Origin of the sequence: Paenibacillus prosopidis (assembly GCF_003337375.1) — a bacterium.
Taxonomy (GTDB): domain Bacteria; phylum Bacillota; class Bacilli; order Paenibacillales; family Paenibacillaceae; genus Pristimantibacillus; species Pristimantibacillus prosopidis.
In genome coordinates this window covers 356,152-376,521 of sequence record NZ_QPJD01000007.1, presented here as the reverse complement: position 1 = coordinate 376,521, position 20,370 = coordinate 356,152, and the positions used below count along the sequence as shown (strand labels likewise).

Sequence of the window (20,370 nt, the reverse complement as noted above, 5' to 3'; positions counted from 1 at the left end):
GCAGCTGACGAATACTAATCGGTCGAGGGCTTATCCTAAAACCGTTTGCCTGGACCCATACATCCGGCAGACAAACAGCTAAAGTTCAGCAGCAACTTCTTTCGTATCCAGTTTTCAGGGCGCAAACTTAGTTGTAACTGGTTGCCTAGTGCAATTCATACAGCTTGTTGCGATGGCATTTGGCGATGTCATTACCTGATCTTGCATGCGTCCCCGAACGCTGCAAGCGACAATTATTCGGGGGACAAGCGTGGCGGTGTAGCTCAGCTGGCTAGAGCGTACGGTTCATACCCGTGAGGTCGGGGGTTCGATCCCCTTCGCCGCTACCATTACCTTTTATATCCCTTTTATGGAGGATTAGCTCAGCTGGGAGAGCATCTGCCTTACAAGCAGAGGGTCGGCGGTTCGATCCCGTCATCCTCCACCATGAACTATTTACGTTATTTGGAGCTGTGGTGTAGTGGCCCAACATGCCTGCCTGTCACGCAGGAGACCGCGGGTTCGAATCCCGTCAGCTCCGCCATTTTTTCCTAAAGTAAGGCTCGGTAGCTCAGTCGGTAGAGCAGAGGACTGAAAATCCTCGTGTCGGCGGTTCGATTCCGTCCCGAGCCACCACTTTATTTTTCGTTATTACGAAAAATAGCTAATAGTATGGAGGATTAGTGAAGTGGCTAAACACGGCAGACTGTAAATCTGCTCTCTCTGAGTTCGGTGGTTCGAATCCATCATCCTCCACCAGTTTTTTTAAAATTATGAGTCATTAGCTCAGTTGGTAGAGCACCTGACTTTTAATCAGGGTGTCGTAGGTTCGAATCCTACATGACTCACCATTTTTTTCAACCATACAAACGTCAACCGAGGATTTCGCGATCCTCGGTTTTTTTGTTTGCTTTTTTATATTATTTATTACGAAGCGAAAGCTCACAAACAAGCTAATTAACCGTATCATTAGTCGCAGCGTAAGATCTTCATTTAACTCAAACAGCGGCCCATCATTCGGGCCTTGCGTTCGGTTAATCTCCGAGTCTATGGCATAAATAAAATAGTGGCCGATTTAAGGTCAAACAAGAATGATTTGTTTTTTAATTTTATCGCTATAAGGGAATAATGTATACGTGTAGAAGTATTTTATAAAAGGGGTAATTGCGATGATTTACGGATTAGCGGTTTTGATTAGCTTTGTAATTGTATTTTCAAGTGTGCCGCCGCTTCGGAAGTTGGCGCTGCGCCTTGGTTTTGTTGATCGGCCAAATCATCGTAAAATTCATCGAAAGCCGATTCCTCTTATGGGAGGAGCGGCTATTTTTGTAGGCTGCGTTATAGCGATGTTTTTATTCATAGGGTTTGCTCCGCTTACCTGGACGATCGTTACAGGCGGTTTAGTGCTTGTAAGCATTGGTTTACTGGATGATGCGGCAAAATCGAAAGGTAAAGATTTTCCGGTATGGCCCCGTGTTATACTCTACATAGCTGCGGCATCAATACCGACATTATTCCATATCAATATTGCGGGCATCACCAATCCATTTACAGGGATGTTTCATTTATTTCCTGATTGGTTTGCGTGGCTTACGACGATGCTGTGGGTATTTGCTCTAATAAATATGATTAACTTTATTGATGGCGTTGATGGCCTTGCTTCGGGGGTTTGCATGCTATCCTCACTAACGCTTCTAACTGCAGCGCTTATAAAAGGTCAGCCGGATACGGCTATACTTGCCGGTATTGTGGCAGGAGTATCGCTTGGATTTCTTGTACACAATTTTTATCCCGCGCGAATTTTTATGGGTGATGCGGGTGCAACCTTCCTAGGCTATACTCTCGCGGTTATTGCGGTTGACGGCACATTCAAACGAGCCACATTAATTACGCTCCTTGTACCTGTGTTAGCGCTCGGTCTGCCTATTCTGGATACAGCTTATGTGATGCTGCGGCGGCTTATAAGCGGAAAAGGCTTGCACCGTGCGGATAAGCTGCATACGCATCATGTCTTAATGAAATGGGGGCTCAACCAGGTTCAAACCGTATCCTTCATGTATTTGATTGCGGCATTATTTGCGCTTCTGTCCATTATTCTTTTGCTGGTAATAGGCTGAATTAGGTTAGCTGTTATGGTACAATGACGAAAAAAAGCGTTATTATAAAATATCAGAAAATTATTATTATAAATATTATTTTCTATATTTTATGGCGATACGTCACCTGTGCCGCCAAAGGACGGCGTAAGCCGTTAACGCTTGTGGAGATTGGAGATAGAGAAATGAGCACGACAGATTGGTTGAAGCCGCTGCAGCACATTTTGAATTGTCCGGTACAAGTAGTTACGAAATCGATGTTGGAATGGAGCGATTTACTAAGAGACGCCGAAGCGGTATGGCTAGGAGAAAAAAAGGATCAGCCTCCAACAGAAGGTCAACGAGCAGAAAAAAATGGTATGACATGGATAGTAACAGCCAGCAATGATTATTCCGTAGAGCTATTAGAAATTAACAATCCCTCGCTTAGTGTAACGGAGAAAGAGTTAATTAGCTGGACACTCAAGCGCGGCAGGAGTGATCTGACGCAGTTGAAGGCGGCAGCGCTATCGGAAACGGAAAGAAATGCCCTTAAGCTGAGCGAGTGGATACAGAAGCAGCTTGAAGCAGATGAGCCTGCTTATTCATTACCTGATCATTTAACGGTCGGCAGCCGTTTGTTTAATGAAATGATTCCCTTCTTACTCGTAACAGAGCAATCGAATACGAAGCAAGCTGTATATACGGAGCTGGAGAAGCTCCTGCATTCATTTTTGTCGGAGGACGTACTGCTCATTCCACTCAAAAGCCAGGAATGGCTCATTTGGGGACCGCTTTCGCTGCTTAGAGACGAGGATTCCGATACGTTTGATGATCAAGAGGAAGAAACGATAGAGGACAGCTTAGCATCGATAGGCTCAGGTTTGCACGAAATGCTTGCCAGTGAATGGATCGGTGAATGTCATCTGGCAGTAACACATCCGACAACCCCTGCTAAAGGAATAGTAGAGACGACAATACTGCTGCGGGAGACGATTAACTTAGGCCGGAAATTTCACGTTGGCACCAATATACATTTGCCTTGGATGTTGCAGCTGGAACGATTATTGAATGCTATTCCCGAAGCGCAGCGGTCTAAGTATTTGGAGCAATCGCTTAAGAGAGCCGATCTGTTCGTTGAGTCGGAAATGTTGAGCACGCTTGAGACGTTTTTCACATTGGATTGCAATGTAAGTGAAACGGCTAAGAAATTATACATTCATCGCAACACGTTATTATATCGTTTAGATAAGTTAAAACAAGAAACTGGCCTTGATGTTCGTCAATTTCGTGATGCCGTACTAGTTAAAATTATATTACTATTGTATAAAGTTACGAAAAGAAATTAGTTTTTTTGTAAAGTATGTGCATAGTCACAGACTCGTGCGTGGGATAAGATATAGGCATATCGAAATTTCTTTTTAGGGGGAAACTTATCATGGCAGGCGTACGTTTAGAAGGCATTTACAAAAAATACCCGGGTTCCGACAAAGCATCGGTTACTGACGTTAACTTAGACATTAAGGACAAAGAATTTCTGGTTTTGGTAGGACCATCCGGTTGCGGTAAATCGACAACTCTTCGTATGATTGCAGGTCTTGAAGAAATTTCTGAAGGTAAATTGTTCATCGGCGACCGTCTAGTGAACGACGTTGCTCCTAAAGACCGCGACATCGCGATGGTATTCCAATCCTACGCGTTGTACCCGCACATGAACGTTTACCAAAACATGGCGTTCGGCCTTAAACTTCGTAAATTCAAAAAAGCAGACATCGACAAACGCGTTCGTGAAGCTGCTAAAATTCTTGATATCGAGCATTTGCTTGACCGCAAACCAAAAGCACTTTCCGGTGGTCAACGTCAACGTGTCGCTCTAGGACGCGCAATCGTTCGTGAGCCGCAAGTATTCTTGATGGATGAGCCGCTTTCCAACTTGGACGCGAAACTTCGTGGACAAATGCGCGCTGAAATCAGCAAGCTGACAAAACGTCTTGAAACAACTACAATCTACGTAACGCATGACCAAATCGAAGCTATGACGATGGGTGACCGTATCGTAGTTATGAAAGACGGTTTCATTCAACAAACGGCTTCTCCAGAAGAGCTGTACAACCACCCGGTTAACATCTTCGTTGCAGGCTTTATCGGCGCTCCATCGATGAACTTCATCAGTGGTACGCTTACAGAGCAAGGCGGTGCGCTTCGCTTCAAAGCAAGCGGTGTTGACGTAGTTGTTCCTGAAGGCAAAGCGGCAACGCTTCGTTCGAAAGGCTATATCGGCAAAGAAGTGATTCTCGGTATTCGTCCAGAGGATCTTCACGAAGAGCCGGTATTCCTGGAAGCTTCCCCGCAAACAATCGTTAACGCGAATGTTGAGGTTGCTGAGAACCTTGGTCACGAGATGTACCTGTATCTGAACGGCATTGGTACTGACACGGTTATCGCTCGTGTTGACGGCCGCGCCGGCGTTCGTGACGGCGTAAGCGTTAAGCTTGCTCTTGACATGAACAAAGTACACTTGTTCGACAAAGCTACTGAACTTAACATTTTTGAAAATTAATAAATAGTATGCGAAGAGAGCCGTTGGATAATTCCAACGGCTTTTTTTTTTGTTATCCGAAAACCGTATGCCCGGCTCGCGCGTCTAATAGGAAAGACAACAGAAATGTCGATGGGATAGCAAGCGGGGAGGCACGGCATGGATAGAGATGAGTGCGCTGCGGCCGCGATTAGAGGCGATGAAGAAGCGCTGCTGAAGCGCATCGATATGGATAAGCAGCAATTGTATGGCATTGCTTATTCTTATATGCGCAATGAGACAGATACGCTTGAAGCGATTCAAGAGACGGTATGCCGGGTTTGGACGAAAAGGCATACATTGCGGGAACCGAAATTTTTTACGACGTGGATGATTCAGATCTTAATCCGTGTCTGTATGGATGAGCGGAAAAAGAAGATAAGGGAAAAACCGGTGGAGGCGTACGTGCAGCGATTTGAAGGAGAGACACATCCTGATGATGCCGCGGTACGCCTCGATTTAGCAGCTCAAGTGCAGGCGCTTCCCGCCAATTACCGTATGGTTATAGCACTGAAATATTATCGAGATATGACGATTACAGAAATTGCAGAGCTGCTGCAGAAGCCGGATGGGACGATACGGACGTGGTTGAACAAGGCGCTTCGAATTTTAAGAAGCGATATGGCAGTTATAAAGGAGGGGATACAGGATGAGCGCGGAAATGGAGACGGAGTTGGAGCAGAGCGTTCCGGGTATGCGGAATGATAGAGAACGAGTGGACAGGGCAATGGAGGGTCTGCCGGAAGCGGCGTTAGATGCAGCAATTCGACGGGGCTTGGAGCAGGGGCTTAAGCGAGCCCGAAGAGGAAGACGGAATAGACTGAGTTTGCTCATAAGCGTATCAGCGTTGTGCATGATTTTGCTGCTTACCGCGTTCGTGCGTGTATCTCCTGCTTTTGCAGCTGTGGTGAGGGATATTCCTGGCTTAAGCGGATTTGTTAAGCTTATTGAAGGGGATAAGTCGCTGTTGGCGGCACTGGATAATGAATTCATACAACCGGTGAACGTATCGGTCGAGAAGAACGGTTATAAGCTTACGGTGGACGGAATTATTGCAGATGAGGGAAGGCTCGTTATTTTATACTCGGTCGAGGGGCCGGGAGTGACGGATCAATCGGAAATTGACAATTATAGATTGCTTGATGAAAATGGCATGGAGGTTATGGGCGGCATTTCCTCGTCGCATTTTCCAATTGGAGATAGCGAAAACGCTGGAACAATCTTGCACGATTATATTGATGCGGTAATGGTTGAGAATGAGAAGCTGCCGCAGCGTATTCGCTTCAGCGTTAAGCTAGAGGGAGAGTGGTTGGAGGCCGAATTTCCCGTTGATCATGATCGTTTTAAAGGTAAAAGGGAAGTATTCCATCTAGATAAGCCTTTTGAAATAGCAGGCCAACGATTCACGATCAAGGACGCAGTCATTACCCCTCTGCAAGTTAAGCTGACTGTAGTTAGCGATCCGGCTAATGTAAAACGATCAAACAGCTTTATCAATATGGCTCTTGTGGATGAGAAGGGGAGGCGGTATACGTCAAAAGGGGGCTTCGGAGAGCTCGATGCGGAAATGACGTTTCACTTCCAGAGCAGCTACTTTGAGCAGCCGAAGGAGCTTACGCTCGTCGCTGAAGGATTATATTTATCTGAAAGATATAAGACGTTTGTTATTAATACGGAAACAGGGGAAACCATCGCCGCGCCGGATCAAAGAATTGCATTGGATAGCATCGAGCAAACAGCGGATGGGATTGATCTCCGAATCGGCATGTCCAATTTGGATAAAACAGATGCTATGTTAGGCTATACTTTTTTTGAGCATAAAGGTACTTTTAAGGATGCCGGAGGCAAGACCTATCCTATTTTGGACCGGAGCGGCGTACAGATCGAGTGGAGCGCGAGCGGCGCCACGCCAGCTTACTATTATTATAGGATTCCGAAAGCGGAATACAAGCAGCCGTTAACATTTGATGTGAAGCAGTATCCGGGTTATGTGTTGGAGCCTGTAAGTATAAAAATCAAGTAGAAGAGGGTGCTAAGCAGCGGAGGAAACGTTGCGTTTAGCGCCTTTTTCCTTTACGATGAAGACATTGGTAAGAGACATTCATATTACACATAATGCAGGTGCCACATGAGGGAGGCCGTACAATGCCGAAAAAAGTAAAAGTGTCTGAGCTCGTCCAGCAATTTCAGCTCGAGATTATTGCCGGAGAGGACGGACTTAAGCGAGCCATTACAGTAGATGATTTGTATCGGCCCGGTCTTGAGATGGCCGGTTATTTCCACTACCATCCAAGCGAGCGGGTACAGCTGCTCGGACGAACGGAAATATCATTCCTGAACATGCTCGACAGTGAAGACAGGAAGGATCGGATGGTGCGTCTTTGTAACGAGGATACGCCATGCATTATTTTGACCAGAGGTCTTGAAGCGCCGCAGGAGTTAATCGATCAATCTAACGAAAGCAATATTCCGGTGCTGCGCAGCAACGTGGCGACAACGATTCTTTCAAGCCGCATTACCGATTTCCTTGAGAGAAAATTGGCGCCGACTGCAACGATTCACGGCGTTCTGGTAGACGTTTACGGTGTAGGCATGCTCATTACCGGCGGAAGCGGCATCGGTAAAAGCGAAACGGCACTGGAGCTTGTGAAGCGCGGACATCGGCTTGTCGCCGACGATGCGGTCGAAATTCGCCAAACGTCGGATGGACAGCTGCACGGCAGCGCTCCGGAACTGATTCGCCACCTGCTTGAAATCCGGGGTCTAGGTATTATTAATGTCATGACCTTGTTCGGAGCGGGAGCGGTCCGCACGCAGAAGCGGATCGGTCTCGTCATTAAGCTGGAGAACTGGCAGCAGGATAAGCAGTATGATCGCCTCGGTCTCGATGAAGAGACGACGCGTATTATTGAAACCGATGTTCCGCTCGTTACCGTGCCTGTACGTCCGGGTCGAAACTTAGCCGTAATTATTGAAGTGGCGGCTATGAACTTCCGTTTGAAACGGATGGGTTATAACGCGGCGCTGCAGTTTACGAACAAGCTCACGGAAACGATTGCAGACGATATGGACGAATACGATTGATTCTAAAGGAGATATCCATAATGAAGACATTGTTACTTAATCCAATCGCCTTTACGCTTGGGGCGATCGAGGTGCATTGGTACGGCATTATTTTGGGTACGGCAGCTTTAGTCGGCCTGCTGCTCGCGGTGCAGGAAGGGAAACGGTTCGGGATCAAGCCGGACTTCTTCATGGATTTGCTGCTGCTCGGCGTTCCTTCGGCCATTATTGGAGCGCGGATTTATTATGTGGCGTTCAAATGGGAAGATTATAAAGGAAACTTTCTCGATGTATTCAAAATATGGAACGGCGGCATCGCGATTTACGGTGCGCTGATCGGGGCGTTTATTTGCGGATATTTCTATTTCCGCTACAAAGGGTATAATTTCTGGCGTATGGTAGACATTTGCGCACCTTCTCTGCTTGCGGGTCAAATGATTGGCCGCTGGGGCAACTTCATGAATCAGGAAGCTTACGGCGGAGAAGTAAGCGAGTCTTTTCTACGCGATACGCTCAATTTGCCATCATTTATCGTTGATCAGATGCTAATAGAAGGTGCATACCGCCATCCGGCATTTTTGTATGAATCGCTATGGAGCTTAGTCGGTATTGGGATCTTGTTCGTGCTTCGCCGACAAAGGTTTTTACGGGCGGGCGAATTGGTGGCCAGCTACTTTATTTGGTACTCGATCGGCCGCTTCTTCATTGAAGCGCTGCGTACGGACAGCTTGGCGTTTATCGGACCGCAATGGCTTGCTTCATTCATTAATGGGCTTTGGTCACCGATGGAGCTTGTATTTAAACAAGGTTATTTGGATCCTGCTTATGGCAATATCCGTATTTCGCAAGCACTTGCTTTGCTGCTCATCCTTGGGGCCATTGTTCTTATCGTTGTGCGGCGCCGTACAGGTCTCGCGTCGGAGCGCTATCTTGATCCAATCGTAACAAGCAAACCGGAACGAAACGACGGCGTATATAAAGCAGCGGTTGAACGTAAAGGGAACGAGAGCGCACCCGAGACTAAGGATAGCAAAGGGCAGGAGTAATTTAGGAGGGGTTTTACGATGACGGGCAATATAAAAACGATGCTGTTCGATTTGGACGGCACGATACTAGACACCAATGAGCTTATTATTCGCTCGTTCATAGAATCTCTGCAGGGAGTAGTACCAGAAGGCTTCGGAAGAGAACATATCATTCCCAGCATGGGACAGCCCCTTACCGATCAAATGCGTCTGTTCTCCGGTCTCGATGAGGTGTCGCATCTGGTCGCAGCCTATCGTGAAGTGAACTTGCGGCTGCATGATGAGCTCGTGAAGCCGTTCGATTATGTGGGCGAGGTGCTTGAAACGCTGCACGGCAAAGGCATTCAAATCGGAGTCGTTACGACGAAAATGCGTTTGACGACCGAACGCGGCTTAAAGTTTGTCGGCATATTTGACTACGTCGATGCGATCGTTACGATTGATGACGTAGAAAATCCCAAGCCGCATCCTGAACCTGTAAGCAAAGCGATTGGACTGCTTGGCGCGGATCCGGCGACGACCCTAATGGTCGGAGACAGCACAGTCGATATGCAATCTGCCGTTGCGGCCGGCACTACAGCTGTTGGCGTTGCCTGGTCGCTGAAGGGTGAGCAAATCTTGAAGGAAGCGGGAGCACACCACGTGATTAACGATATGCGCGATCTTTATTCATTTGTCGGAATGGAGCGGGAGCCGTTTGCGAAACGTTGAACGCTATCCGGTGGAAGGGCCAAATGCGCTGTGGCAGGTCTATTCGACAGTGAGCCGAGCGAAGTCCGTTCGTAATTTCATTTGCATACAGCTGGCGCGGTATTGTCCGGTCCTTCCGCTTAAAAATTGGATTTACCGCCGATTGCTCGGTATGAAGGTCGGAGAGCATACCGCCTTTGCCTTAATGGTGATGGTTGATGTCTTCTTCCCGGAACGTATTACGGTAGGCAGCAATTCAATAATTGGATACAATACAACGATTTTGACGCATGAGTATTTAATCAAGGAGTACCGGCTGGGTGACGTCAAGATCGGATCGAACGTAATGATCGGTGCGAATTCAACGGTATTACCCGGTGTTACCATTGGTGATCATGCCGTGATAGCAGCCGGTTCTATCGTCCATAAGGATGTGCCGGCCTATGCGTTTGTAGGCGGCAATCCGATGCGGGAGATTAGGCGCAGCGAGATTGCAGTGCCCGATGACGACACGCGGAGTATTTTAAACTAGTTAATAGCAGAAAGCCTTATCCTAACGAGCCCATCTCGTTTGGATGGGGCTTTTGTTCTTAGAATAAGGGAAGCTGAGGACGGCTTTCAGCCTTGACGGAGGCGCGCTTTTCATGCTAATATTACGACTAAACTCTTTAATTTGTTAGTATGGTAACATGGTAGCACTTTAATATACTAAAGCAACCGAAGGTGATAACGAATGTCTAAACCAAAAGTGTTTGAAAAGCCGATAGGCGTTAAAGATTATTTGCCGGGGGCAGTCGCTAAGCTGCGTCATATTGAACGTCAGGTGCTGGCTTGCATGCAAAGCTGGGGCTATGAGCAAATTATGACACCAACTATGGAATACTACGATACAGTCGGCGTTGCCAGCTCAACGTCGGATCAGAAGCTGTTCAAGCTGCTCAACAATCGCGGAACGACGCTGGTGCTGCGTTCCGATATGACGGCGCCGATCGCGCGCGTAGTAGCTTCACTGCTGAAGCAGGCGGATTTTCCACAGCGTCTGTCCTACCACTCCAATGTATTCCGCGCCATTGAGGAAGAGGCTGGCCGCGAAGCGGAGTTCTTTCAAACGGGCGTAGAGCTTGTAGGAGATTCGTCGGCGGAAGCGGATGCGGAGGTCGTTGCGCTAGCCATTGCTTCCTTGAAAGCGGCAGGCGTAGACCGGTTCAAGATTGCGATTGGGCATGTCGGCTTCTTGAACGGCTTATTGGAGGAGACGCTGCCAGGCCGCAACGAGGAGCAAGAGCAGCTTAAAGGCTGCTTGCTGGGACGCGATTATGTAGGTTACCGTCAGCAGCTGCGTGAGCTGTCGTTAGAAGAGCCTGTGCAGCGCGAGCTGGAAGGCATTCTGCGGCTGCGCGGCGGACAGGAGATTTGCGACCAGGCGCTGCAGCTAAGCGCTGATGCTACGGCTCAGGCTTCTATTCGCCATCTGTGCGAAATTTGGGATGTGCTGAAGGCGTACGGCGTAAGCGAATATGTGTTGATTGATCTGACGATGATCGGGGATTTCTCCTACTATACCGGCATGACGTTCGAGGGCTATGCGGCTGATCTTGGCTTCCCGGTTGTAAGCGGCGGACGCTATGACAATTTGTTGGCGCAATTCGGTAGACCGGCGCCGGCTACGGGCTTTGCGCTGAAGACTACCCGTATTCTTGAGCTGCTTGGCGATGAGGCGGATAACGGGACTCCGCGGACGCTTATTGCTTACAATGCAGCGGGGCGTGCTGAGGCGCTCGCAAAAGCGCAGGCGCTTCGCGCGGATGGAATCAGTGTTGTAACGGAGCGTTTAGAGGGTTTGACCGGTATACTGGCGGAAGCGGCTGATTTAATGGATCAGAAGCCATTTGAGCATAAAGGCGTGAAATACACAGCATTGGTAACGTATTTCAGAAAAGGAATAAAAGGAGGCAGCGCCACATGAGCGGGGCTAACAAAGACATTTTGAAAGTGGCGATGCCGAAGGGCCGCATTTATAAGCAGGCATCGAAGCTGTTCCGTGAAGCGGGACTGCCGATTCCGAGTGATTTTGATGATACGCGCAAGCTGATCATAGAGCTGCCCGAGGTGGGCATGGAGTTTATTATGGCCAAGCCTGTTGACGTGCCGACTTACGTGGAGTACGGCGTTGCGGATATCGGAATTGTCGGCAAGGACGTGCTGATGGAGGAAAACAAGGACGTATACGAGCTGCTTGATCTCGGAATCGCCAAATGCCGGATGTCGGTAATCGGAATGCCGGATTGGAAGCCGGCGATTAATCCGCGCGTCGCTACGAAATATCCCAACGTTGCTTCGGCGTATTTCCGCGAGCAGGGGCAGCAGGTGGAGGTTATTAAGCTGAACGGCTCGATCGAGCTCGCTCCGATGATTGGGCTGGCGGACCGCATCGTCGATATGGTGGAGACGGGCCAAACGCTGCGCGAAAACGGACTTGTGGAAATGGAATCGATTTTCGGCATTACGAGCCGTTTGATTGCGAACCGGGTAAGCTACCGGATGAAGAATGATGCGATTCAAAGCTTGTGCGATAGATTGCAGGGGACGCTGGCCGCGCGGGTTTAGGGGCAAAAGAAGGATATGCAGTCAAAGTTTGCTGAGAAAGATAACGATGCTGCACGTGCTCAGTGATGGAGAGAAGGAACGGATAAGTAAGCTGTGGTATAGATGGCGATAGAAAGACATGGGATAAGTGGAGGTACAGATAACGTAAGCTATGTATAGATGAAGATAGAATGACACGGGATAAGTGGAAGGAGCGGATCATATGCGCATCATGCGAGCGGAGCAGTTTGGTTTGAAGCGCGAGGTGGAGTATGGAACACCGGAGCAAAATGAAGCGGCCTTGAGGATCGTCGCAGACGTAAAGGCCGAAGGAGACGCGGCGCTGCTCAGGTATACGGAGCAGCACGACCGGGTGAAGCTGGATGCGGCGTCGCTGCGCGTGACACAGCAGGAGATTGAGGCGGCGTATGATCAGGTCGACGCCGCTTTTCTCACGGCCATCCGCGAGGCGGCCGTGAATGTTCGGGTATTCCACGAGAAGCAGATGCGCACCTCGTGGATGGACCTGCAGCAGGACGGGACGCTGCTCGGGCAAATTATGCGGCCGCTGAAGCGGGTCGGCGTATATGTGCCCGGAGGCAAGGCGGCTTATCCGTCGTCCGTGCTGATGAATGTCATTCCGGCACAGGTCGCCGGTGTGCCGGAGATTGTTATGGTGACGCCGCCTGCAACCGGCGGCAAAGCGGGCATCGACCCGTATATTCTCGTAGCCGCCGCAGAGGCGGGCGTGAAGGAGATGTACCGGGTCGGGGGGGCACAAGCTATAGCCGCGCTTGCGTACGGCACGGCATCGATTGCTCCGGTCGACAAGATTTGCGGACCGGGCAACATTTACGTGGCGCTGGCAAAGCGCGCCGTCTTCGGCGCCGTCGATATCGACAGCATCGCCGGCCCAAGTGAAATCGTCGTGCTTGCCGACGATTCGGCAGATCCCGCGTACGTAGCCGCGGATCTGCTCTCGCAAGCTGAGCACGATGAGATGGCGTCGGCGATTCTCATTACGCCGTCGCAGCAGCTTGCGGAAGCCGTCGCAGCGGAGGTGGAGCGGCAGCTTTCGACGCTGCCGCGCCAAGAGATTGCCCGCAGCTCCATTGACAGCTACGGCGCAGTGCTGCTCGTCGATTCGATTGAAGCGGGCATCGACGTTGTGAACCAGCTCGCACCTGAGCATCTTGAGGTGCTGACAGTTGATCCTATGCGTCTCCTCGGACACATACAGAACGCAGGCGCGATATTCCTCGGACCTTACAGCTCGGAGCCGGTCGGGGACTATTTTGCAGGTCCGAACCACATCATCCCGACGAACGGCACGGCGCGCTTCTCTTCGCCGGTGAACGTTGATGATTTCTTAAAGAAATCGAGTCTGATCTATTACAGCAAAGAAGCGCTGCTTGCGAATGGCGACAAAATTATGACGCTGGCGCGGCATGAAGGGCTAGAAGGACACGCGCGTGCGATTGAAATCCGTTTGGAGAAGGAACGCGGTTAAGGTATCGTGGAATGTTCCGGAGACGAATAAGGGAATATATGTCCCTTATCTCATTGTAAAAGAATGTAATTGTAAAAATAACGGTAAAAAAGGGCGTTAAGTAGCTGGTGTGAAGCTAAATAGTCGAAACAGACGATTAGAGCCGAAATGAGACCTAAAAATACCGCTATTTTCAGATGCAGGATTCATTTTAGGGAAATAACACCCTTATTTACCGCTTATAGATGTTAGGGAAGTATCACAGAAACTACAATGGATTGCCGATAAACGCAGTTAACTTACTCAGAAAGAAGGAATAAATGTGTCGGAGAATAGAGTACGCGAGGCGTCGGTGGCGCGCAAGACGAACGAAACGGATATTAAGCTTACGTTTGCGGTAGATGGTACGGGTGAAGCGAAGCTCGATACGGATGTGCCCTTCTTGAATCATATGCTTGATTTGTTTACGAAGCATGGCCAATTTAACCTGGAAGTAGAGGCACGCGGCGATATTGATATCGACGATCACCACACGGTGGAGGACATCGGCATTTGCATCGGGCAGACGCTCCGTGAGGCGCTTGGCGACAAACGCGGCATTAAGCGTTATGCCAGCGTATTCGTACCCATGGATGAGGCGCTCGCACAGGTCATTATCGACGTCAGCAACCGTCCTCACTTCGAATATCGTGCGGAATACCCTTCGGCGCAAGTAGGCAGCTTCTCGACGGAGCTTGTTCACGAGTTTCTATGGAAACTGGCGCTCGAATCGCGCATAACACTCCATGTTATCGTACACTACGGCAAAAACACGCACCACATGATCGAAGCGGTGTTTAAAGCGCTGGGCCGTGCGCTGGATGAAGCAACGAGCATTGATCCCCGCGTGCAAGGAGTGCCTTCGACGAAAGGAGTGCTGTAATATGATCGCGATCATCGATTACGGCATGGGAAATCTGCACAGCGTGAGCAAAGCGGTCGAGCGTCTCGGCTACGAGGCGGTCATTACCGCCGATCCGCAAACGATCATTGAAGCAGACGGCGCGATACTGCCCGGCGTTGGCGCGTTTGGCGACGCGATGCAAAATCTGCGCGACACGAAGCTTGACGATGTAGCAAAGTTTTATGCGGCATCCGGCAAGCCGATGCTCGGTATTTGCCTTGGCATGCAGCTGCTCTTCAGCGAAAGCGAGGAGTACGGCACGAACGAAGGTTTGAACATTTTGCCCGGAAAAGTGGTCCGTTTCCACGGCGACTACAAAGTGCCGCACATGGGCTGGAACAAGCTGACCTTTCTGCAGCAGCAATCTCCGCTCTTCAATGGACTGTCAGAGGGACATGTATATTTCGTACACTCCTACCATGCGAAGACGGAGCTTGAGACCGATTTGCTTGCTACGACCGATTACCATCAGCAGGTAACGGCGATTGTCGGCCGCGGCAACGTGTTCGGGATGCAATTTCATCCGGAAAAAAGCGGCGAGCTCGGCATGCAGCTGCTCGGCAATTTTCTGGCACTGACAAAATCAAACCCGGCTTAACGGGCATAAAGGAGAGGGAGACATGCTGGCGAAACGTATCATTCCGTGTCTCGATGTGAAGGACGGCCGCGTCGTGAAGGGCGTTAACTTCGTGAACCTGCGTGATGCGGGCGATCCAGTCGAGCTAGCGGCAACTTATGACCGGGAGGGTGCTGATGAGCTCATATTTTTGGACATATCGGCTTCGGTCGAAGGGCGCGCTACAATGATTGAGGTCGTGAAACGGACGGCGGGCGAGATTACGATTCCGTTCACGGTAGGCGGCGGCATTTCACATGTCGACGATATGAAGCGGCTTCTGCGGGCAGGCGCGGACAAAATCGGCATCAACACAGCTGCGGTTAAAAATCCGTCACTCGTCAAGGAAGGCTCGCGTAAATTCGGCTCGCAGTGTATTGTAGTTGCGATCGATGCGAAGTTCAATTCGGAGTGGGGCGAATGGGAAGTCTATACGCATGGCGGACGTCAGACGACGGGCATACGGGCGCTGGAGTGGGCGCGCGAGGTAGAGCGTTTGGGCGCAGGTGAAATTTTGCTGACGAGTATGGACGCAGACGGTACGAAGGACGGCTTCGACCTGAAGCTGACGCAGGCGGTGAGCGATTCTCTCGGCATTCCGGTCATTGCTTCCGGCGGAGCGGGACGGATCGAGCATTTTAATGACGTATTCCAAAATGCGCATGCGGATGCGGCGCTGGCGGCTACGATTTTTCACTATAAAGAAATGACCATTCGCGAAGTAAAGGATGATTTGCGGGTGAAGGGAGTAGAGGTAAGATGACGGAGAACAACCAAAGCGAACTTATTTCAAAAATTAAATGGGACGATGCCGGACTCGTTCCAGCCGTTGTGCAAGATGTGCAAAGCAAAGAAGTTCTCATGATGGCGTATATGAACAGAGAGTCGCTGCAGCTATCCGTGGAAACCGGCGTGACCTGGTACTGGAGCCGTTCGCGTAACGAGCTGTGGAACAAAGGTGCAACGAGCGGCCACACGCAGCGTATTGTTTCTATGGCATACGATTGCGATGGCGACACATTGGTTGTTAAGGTTGAACAGAAGGGGCCTGCATGTCATACAGGACGTTACAGCTGCTTCTTCAATCCGATTGAGTTGAGCAGCAATGCCGCGGCAGAGACAACACAGACGACAGCGGATCGGTTCGCCACACTCGGTCAATTAGAGAGCGTCATCGCAGAGCGTTATGCGGAACGTCCTGATGGCTCCTACACCACCTATCTGTTTGAAAAAGGCGTAGATAAAATTTTGAAAAAAGTCGGAGAAGAAGCGTCCGAGGTGATCATTGCGGCGAAAAACAAAGACAATGACGAGCTGCGGAGCGAGGTCAGCGATCTTATTTTCCATCTGATGGTGCTGCTCCGCGAGCGCGGGCTTCCGCTGGACGATGTGATCCGTGAGATTAACGGCCGCCACGGCAAACCGACAACGAACAAAATGAGATAGCCGGAGGTAAGCTGACGAAGTCCTCTGGCATCTTATCTCATGTCGCGCAATGAAATTTTAAAGTGAAAGGCCGGTACGCACATGTTTATCGATTACCATACCCACCATGCCCGCTGCGGTCATGCGGTCGGCGAACTAGAGGAATACGTTAAAAAGGGAATAGAGATCGGACTCGTGCAGATCGGCCTTTCCGACCATATGCCGCTGCTCCATGTGGATCCGGCTTCGTATTATCCGGAGATGGCGATGCCGATGGATGAGCTTCCGCGATACGTGGAGGAATGTCTCGAGCTTAAGGAAAAGTACAAAGGAAAAATTGACGTTCGCGTCGGCCTTGAAGGTGATTATATCGAAGGCTGCGAGGAGCAGATTGAAACGATCGTTAATGCTTACCCATGGGACTATGTCATCGGTTCTGTGCATTTTCTCGGCGAATGGGACATTACCGATTTCCGGCAAACGCATGGCTGGGAAGGCCGCGACCGGATGGCGGTGTACGAGCAGTATTACGATGCAATCCGCAAGGCGGCTGCGACCGGCTTCTATGATTACATTGGGCATATCGATGTGATTAAGCGGTTCGGCTTTCAACCTGAAGGCGATGTGACGCATTTGGAAAATGCGGCGCTGGAGGCGGTTAAGCAGCATGGGCTCGCCATCGAACTTAATGCTTCAGGGCTTCGAACGCCTGCTGCTGAGATGTTTCCAAGCCGCCGCATGCTCGAATATGCGCATAAACTCGGCATCCCGCTTACGATTGGATCGGATGCGCACCAGCCTGAAAGATTAGGCCAATATTTGGATCAAGCACGTGCTGTACTGGAAGAAGTCGGATATACGCAGCTAGCGACATTTAATTGTCGAAAATTAGTATTGATTGATTTTTGAATTATCGTAAAATCGATGTATAATATAAAAGATAACACATGCTTTGTCGAATGATGGGACAAGGACGAGTACATGTTCAGTAAAATTAATTGGTTTTAACGCTCAGGAGGGTATCATGTTAAGCGACAAGGTGCGTATTTTTTCGGGTTCGTCTAATCCGGTATTGGCTCAGAAAATCAGTGCAGAGCTTGGTTTGACGCTAGGTGCGATCAAGATGTCCCGTTTCAAAAGCGGAGAGATTTACGTGCATTACGAAGAAACGATTCGGAATTGCGACGTATTTCTCGTGCAATCGTTCTCGCATCCGATCAACGAGCATTTTGTCGAATTGCTTGTCATGATTGATGCGGCGAAGCGTGCTTCCGCCAGAACGGTCAACATCATCATGCCTTATTACGGTTATGCGCGTCAGGAACGCAAAGCTGCGCCGCGTGAGCCGATTTCGGCGAAGATGCTGGCGGACGTGCTCACGACAGTCGGCGCGAACCGCGTTATTACAATCGACTTGCATGCTCCGGCTATTCAAGGCTTCTTCAACATCCCGGTCGATCATATGACGGCGCTTGATCTGATCAGCGACTATCTGAAATCGAAAAACATCAAAAATCCGGTTGTCGTTTCGCCGGATGCAGGCCGTGCTTCAACCGCAGAGAAGCTGGCAAACTATTTGGATACATCGTTTGCAATTATGATCAAGAAACGTCCTGCACATAATGAGTCAGTTATTACGCACGTAATCGGCGATGTTGAAGGTCAAACTCCGATTATCATCGAAGACTTGATCGACACCGGATCTACTATCGTTAACGTAGTGGAAAGCCTGAAGGAACGCGGCGCTGAGGATGTATACGTATGCGCAACGCACCCGCTATTCTCCGGTACGGCTATTGAGCGTTTGGATCATCCTAATATTAAAGAAGTTATCGTTACCGACTCGATTAAATTGCCGGACTCCACGCCTGAGCGCTTCAAAGTGCTTTCGGTAGCGCCGCTTCTTGCTGAAGCGACACGCATCATTTTGGAGGGCGGCTCCATCAGCACATTATTCAAAAACGCTGGCGTTTAACCAACCACCATCTATGCTTGGCTCCATAAATAAATAGCTATGCTGCGGGAAATCGCGGGAGGTGCTTTTGCCGTCCGCGATTTTCCCACATATTCTTTCGTGTTAGGATGGGCGCGCTATGGTATAATCGTAGAAAATCGGAAGTAACGGGAGGTGCCTTGCCAATGAAGGGGAAGAAACGTGTTGCCGTAGACCAACAGACAAAAGTGATACCGATTCAATGGGATGCAACGTTTTTTTTCGAGCGGGCGGTTCGTTCGCTGGATCGATTCCATTATGACAAGGCACTTAAATATTTTCGTCGCGCCGTAGAATATGAGCCGGACAATCCGGTAAACCATTGCAACATGGCCGGTATCCTTTCTGAGATGGGCAATTACGAAGAGTCTAACCGGATTTTAGGCTGGATTGTTGATGAGCTTGATCCGACGATGACGGAATGCCATTTTTACATGGCGAACAATTATGCGAATATGGAACAGTATGAAGCGGCCGAAGGCTCGCTTATTCAATATTTGGAGGAGGACGCTGAAGGTCAATTTCTTGATGAAGCAGAAGAAATGATGGATCTGTTGCATTTTGAATTAGAACGGCCTACACGTCTAACGAATATCAAGTCGCGCGAAGGCATGGTTGAGCATGACCAAGCGCGCACGCTGCTTGAGGAGGGCAAGTTCACGGAGGCCGTCCGCATTTTAGAGCAAATTATTGAAGGCCAGCCTGAATTTTTAGCGGCACGCAACAATTTAGCACTGGCTTATTATTATATGGGGCTGTTCGATAAAGCGATGGAGACGATTCGCGAGGTGCTTAGCCTTGAATCGGGCAATTTGCATGCGCTTTGCAATCTTGCAATCTTTTATCAGCACGCAGGCGACCAGGACAGCTTGAAGCCTTTAATTGAGCTGCTCAATAAGACTGTGCCGTTCCATCAGGAGCATGTGTTTAAATTGGCGACGACAATGGGCATCTTAGGAGAGCATGGGTCTGCCTACAAACACTTCACACGGCTTTTGAAGGACAGCGAGCTCCATCAGGATCCTTGCTTGTACCATTACGCCGCTGTCGCTGCATGCAATATCGGACGGTTGCAGGAAGCGGAACGACTATGGAAGCAGACGATTAAGCTTGATCCGGTGTCGGGTATTCCGCATTACTATATGGAGCAGCTGGAGCTCGTACGAAGCGGGCAGCAGACTGCGCCGATCAGCTATCATTATCATCTGCCTTTTGAAGAGCAGTTCAAGCTTTGGGAAAAATCCTCGGACGGAATCCCTGATCATCTGAAGCGAGACCCGTTAGTACGCTCTTCCTTCTTCTGGGCGCTGCGCCACGGCGATCAGCATACGAAGCTGCAGGTCATTCAAGCGCTCGGCATGATCGCCGACGGTGAAGTCAAGGATGTACTGCGTACGTTTCTGCTGGAGCCGGACGAGGACGATTACTTGAAGCGGATTGCCATCTTTGTTCTTCGGACAATCGGTGTACAGGAGCCGCTTCATGCCGTATTGGAAGGTAAAGAAACCGTTATTGAACCGAACCGGGTGCCTTCGAGGCTGCCAGTCTGGGAAGATAAGTGGCAGGCTGTCGTGGAAGATGCGCTTGCCAAGATGAGCAAGCATTATGATCTCGTGCAGCAGCATGATTTGATGACGCTGTGGGTAGAGTTTTTGTCGCGCGTGTACCCGGATGTTCCGAAGCTGACGAAGCCGGAAGGCTGGGCAGCCGCGCTTGAATATTTGACAGCTAAGATGCACCGGCGTGCGATATCTTATCATGAAGTATCGCTTCGATACGGTACATCGATTGCTACCGTAAGCAAAAACGTAAAGATAATAGATGAGGCATGCGGCATTAAGGAAAAAATGAAATCGATAAGCTCCGTTTTTTCCACGCAGGAGATGCAGGAAGAATAAACATTCATGA

General features: G+C 49.7%; 19 protein-coding genes and 6 tRNA genes. All 25 read left to right on the top strand.

Annotated elements, in window-relative coordinates:
* Positions 1 to 252 precede the first annotated feature (252 nt).
* The 25 genes from DFP97_RS13655 to DFP97_RS13535 all read left to right on the top strand — a co-directional run bounded on the left by DFP97_RS13655 (position 253) and on the right by DFP97_RS13535 (position 20,360).
* Positions 253 to 329 (top strand) — tRNA-Met (locus DFP97_RS13655).
* 22 nt (positions 330 to 351) lie between these two features.
* Positions 352 to 427, top strand: a tRNA-Val gene (locus tag DFP97_RS13650).
* A gap of 19 nt (positions 428 to 446) precedes the next feature.
* Positions 447 to 523 (top strand) — tRNA-Asp (locus DFP97_RS13645).
* A gap of 16 nt (positions 524 to 539) precedes the next feature.
* Positions 540 to 615 (top strand) — tRNA-Phe (locus tag DFP97_RS13640).
* 38 nt (positions 616 to 653) lie between these two features.
* Positions 654 to 738: transfer RNA gene (locus tag DFP97_RS13635), tRNA-Tyr, on the top strand.
* 16 nt (positions 739 to 754) lie between these two features.
* Positions 755 to 830 (top strand) — tRNA-Lys (locus DFP97_RS13630).
* Between the two features lie 318 nt (positions 831 to 1,148).
* A complete protein-coding gene (locus tag DFP97_RS13625; RefSeq protein ID WP_114380594.1) occupies positions 1,149 to 2,096 on the top strand; it encodes a glycosyltransferase family 4 protein in 948 nt (315 codons plus the stop codon).
* 164 nt (positions 2,097 to 2,260) lie between these two features.
* Positions 2,261 to 3,403, top strand: a complete 1,143-nt coding sequence (locus tag DFP97_RS13620; RefSeq protein WP_114380653.1) for a PucR family transcriptional regulator — start codon at positions 2,261 to 2,263, stop codon at positions 3,401 to 3,403.
* Between the two features lie 89 nt (positions 3,404 to 3,492).
* The gene (locus tag DFP97_RS13615) at positions 3,493 to 4,614 is read left to right on the top strand and encodes an ABC transporter ATP-binding protein (RefSeq protein WP_114380592.1); all 1,122 of its coding nucleotides are present in this window, start codon (positions 3,493 to 3,495) and stop codon (positions 4,612 to 4,614) included.
* A gap of 138 nt (positions 4,615 to 4,752) precedes the next feature.
* Positions 4,753 to 5,337, top strand: coding sequence for a sigma-70 family RNA polymerase sigma factor (locus DFP97_RS13610; RefSeq protein ID WP_114380590.1), 585 nt, complete (start codon positions 4,753 to 4,755; stop codon positions 5,335 to 5,337).
* Positions 5,282 to 6,655, top strand: a complete 1,374-nt coding sequence (locus DFP97_RS13605) for a DUF4179 domain-containing protein (RefSeq protein ID WP_114380588.1) — start codon at positions 5,282 to 5,284, stop codon at positions 6,653 to 6,655. Before DFP97_RS13610 ends, DFP97_RS13605 begins: the two co-directional genes overlap by 56 nt.
* Positions 6,656 to 6,777: 122 nt before the next feature.
* Positions 6,778 to 7,716, top strand: coding sequence for an HPr(Ser) kinase/phosphatase (gene hprK / locus DFP97_RS13600; RefSeq protein ID WP_114380586.1), 939 nt, complete (start codon positions 6,778 to 6,780; stop codon positions 7,714 to 7,716).
* 20 nt (positions 7,717 to 7,736) lie between these two features.
* Positions 7,737 to 8,741, top strand: a complete 1,005-nt coding sequence (gene lgt, locus DFP97_RS13595; RefSeq protein WP_114380584.1) for a prolipoprotein diacylglyceryl transferase — start codon at positions 7,737 to 7,739, stop codon at positions 8,739 to 8,741.
* Positions 8,742 to 8,759: 18 nt separating this feature from the next.
* Positions 8,760 to 9,431 (top strand): pyrophosphatase PpaX, encoded by a 672-nt coding sequence (gene ppaX / locus DFP97_RS13590; protein ID WP_114380582.1) that lies wholly within the window; start codon positions 8,760 to 8,762, stop codon positions 9,429 to 9,431.
* Positions 9,418 to 9,942 (top strand): acyltransferase, encoded by a 525-nt coding sequence (locus DFP97_RS13585; protein ID WP_114380580.1) that lies wholly within the window; start codon positions 9,418 to 9,420, stop codon positions 9,940 to 9,942. Before ppaX ends, DFP97_RS13585 begins: the two co-directional genes overlap by 14 nt.
* 201 nt (positions 9,943 to 10,143) lie before the next feature.
* A complete protein-coding gene (locus DFP97_RS13580; protein ID WP_114380578.1) occupies positions 10,144 to 11,376 on the top strand; it encodes an ATP phosphoribosyltransferase regulatory subunit in 1,233 nt (410 codons plus the stop codon).
* Positions 11,373 to 12,017, top strand: a complete 645-nt coding sequence (hisG, locus tag DFP97_RS13575) for an ATP phosphoribosyltransferase (RefSeq protein ID WP_114380576.1) — start codon at positions 11,373 to 11,375, stop codon at positions 12,015 to 12,017. Before DFP97_RS13580 ends, hisG begins: the two co-directional genes overlap by 4 nt.
* Positions 12,018 to 12,219: 202 nt before the next feature.
* Positions 12,220 to 13,506: a histidinol dehydrogenase gene (hisD, locus tag DFP97_RS13570; RefSeq protein WP_114380574.1), complete on the top strand. Its 1,287-nt coding sequence runs from the start codon at positions 12,220 to 12,222 to the stop codon at positions 13,504 to 13,506.
* Between the two features lie 301 nt (positions 13,507 to 13,807).
* Positions 13,808 to 14,407, top strand: coding sequence for an imidazoleglycerol-phosphate dehydratase HisB (hisB, locus tag DFP97_RS13565; RefSeq protein WP_114380572.1), 600 nt, complete (start codon positions 13,808 to 13,810; stop codon positions 14,405 to 14,407).
* Between the two features lies 1 nt (position 14,408).
* Positions 14,409 to 15,026, top strand: a complete 618-nt coding sequence (gene hisH / locus DFP97_RS13560; RefSeq protein ID WP_114380570.1) for an imidazole glycerol phosphate synthase subunit HisH — start codon at positions 14,409 to 14,411, stop codon at positions 15,024 to 15,026.
* A gap of 22 nt (positions 15,027 to 15,048) precedes the next feature.
* Complete coding sequence (gene hisF / locus DFP97_RS13555) at positions 15,049 to 15,807, top strand: imidazole glycerol phosphate synthase subunit HisF (RefSeq protein ID WP_114380568.1); 759 nt, start codon at positions 15,049 to 15,051, stop codon at positions 15,805 to 15,807.
* On the top strand, positions 15,804 to 16,490 hold the full coding sequence (gene hisIE, locus DFP97_RS13550) for a bifunctional phosphoribosyl-AMP cyclohydrolase/phosphoribosyl-ATP diphosphatase HisIE (RefSeq protein ID WP_114380566.1): 687 nt from the start codon (positions 15,804 to 15,806) through the stop codon (positions 16,488 to 16,490). The genes hisF and hisIE overlap by 4 nt, the downstream gene beginning before the upstream one ends.
* 81 nt (positions 16,491 to 16,571) lie before the next feature.
* On the top strand, positions 16,572 to 17,378 hold the full coding sequence (gene hisJ, locus DFP97_RS13545) for a histidinol-phosphatase HisJ (protein WP_114380564.1): 807 nt from the start codon (positions 16,572 to 16,574) through the stop codon (positions 17,376 to 17,378).
* 115 nt (positions 17,379 to 17,493) lie between these two features.
* Positions 17,494 to 18,444, top strand: coding sequence for a ribose-phosphate diphosphokinase (locus tag DFP97_RS13540; RefSeq protein ID WP_114380562.1), 951 nt, complete (start codon positions 17,494 to 17,496; stop codon positions 18,442 to 18,444).
* A 164-nt stretch (positions 18,445 to 18,608) separates the two neighbouring features.
* Positions 18,609 to 20,360, top strand: coding sequence for a tetratricopeptide repeat protein (locus tag DFP97_RS13535; RefSeq protein ID WP_114380560.1), 1,752 nt, complete (start codon positions 18,609 to 18,611; stop codon positions 20,358 to 20,360).
* Positions 20,361 to 20,370 lie beyond the last annotated feature (10 nt).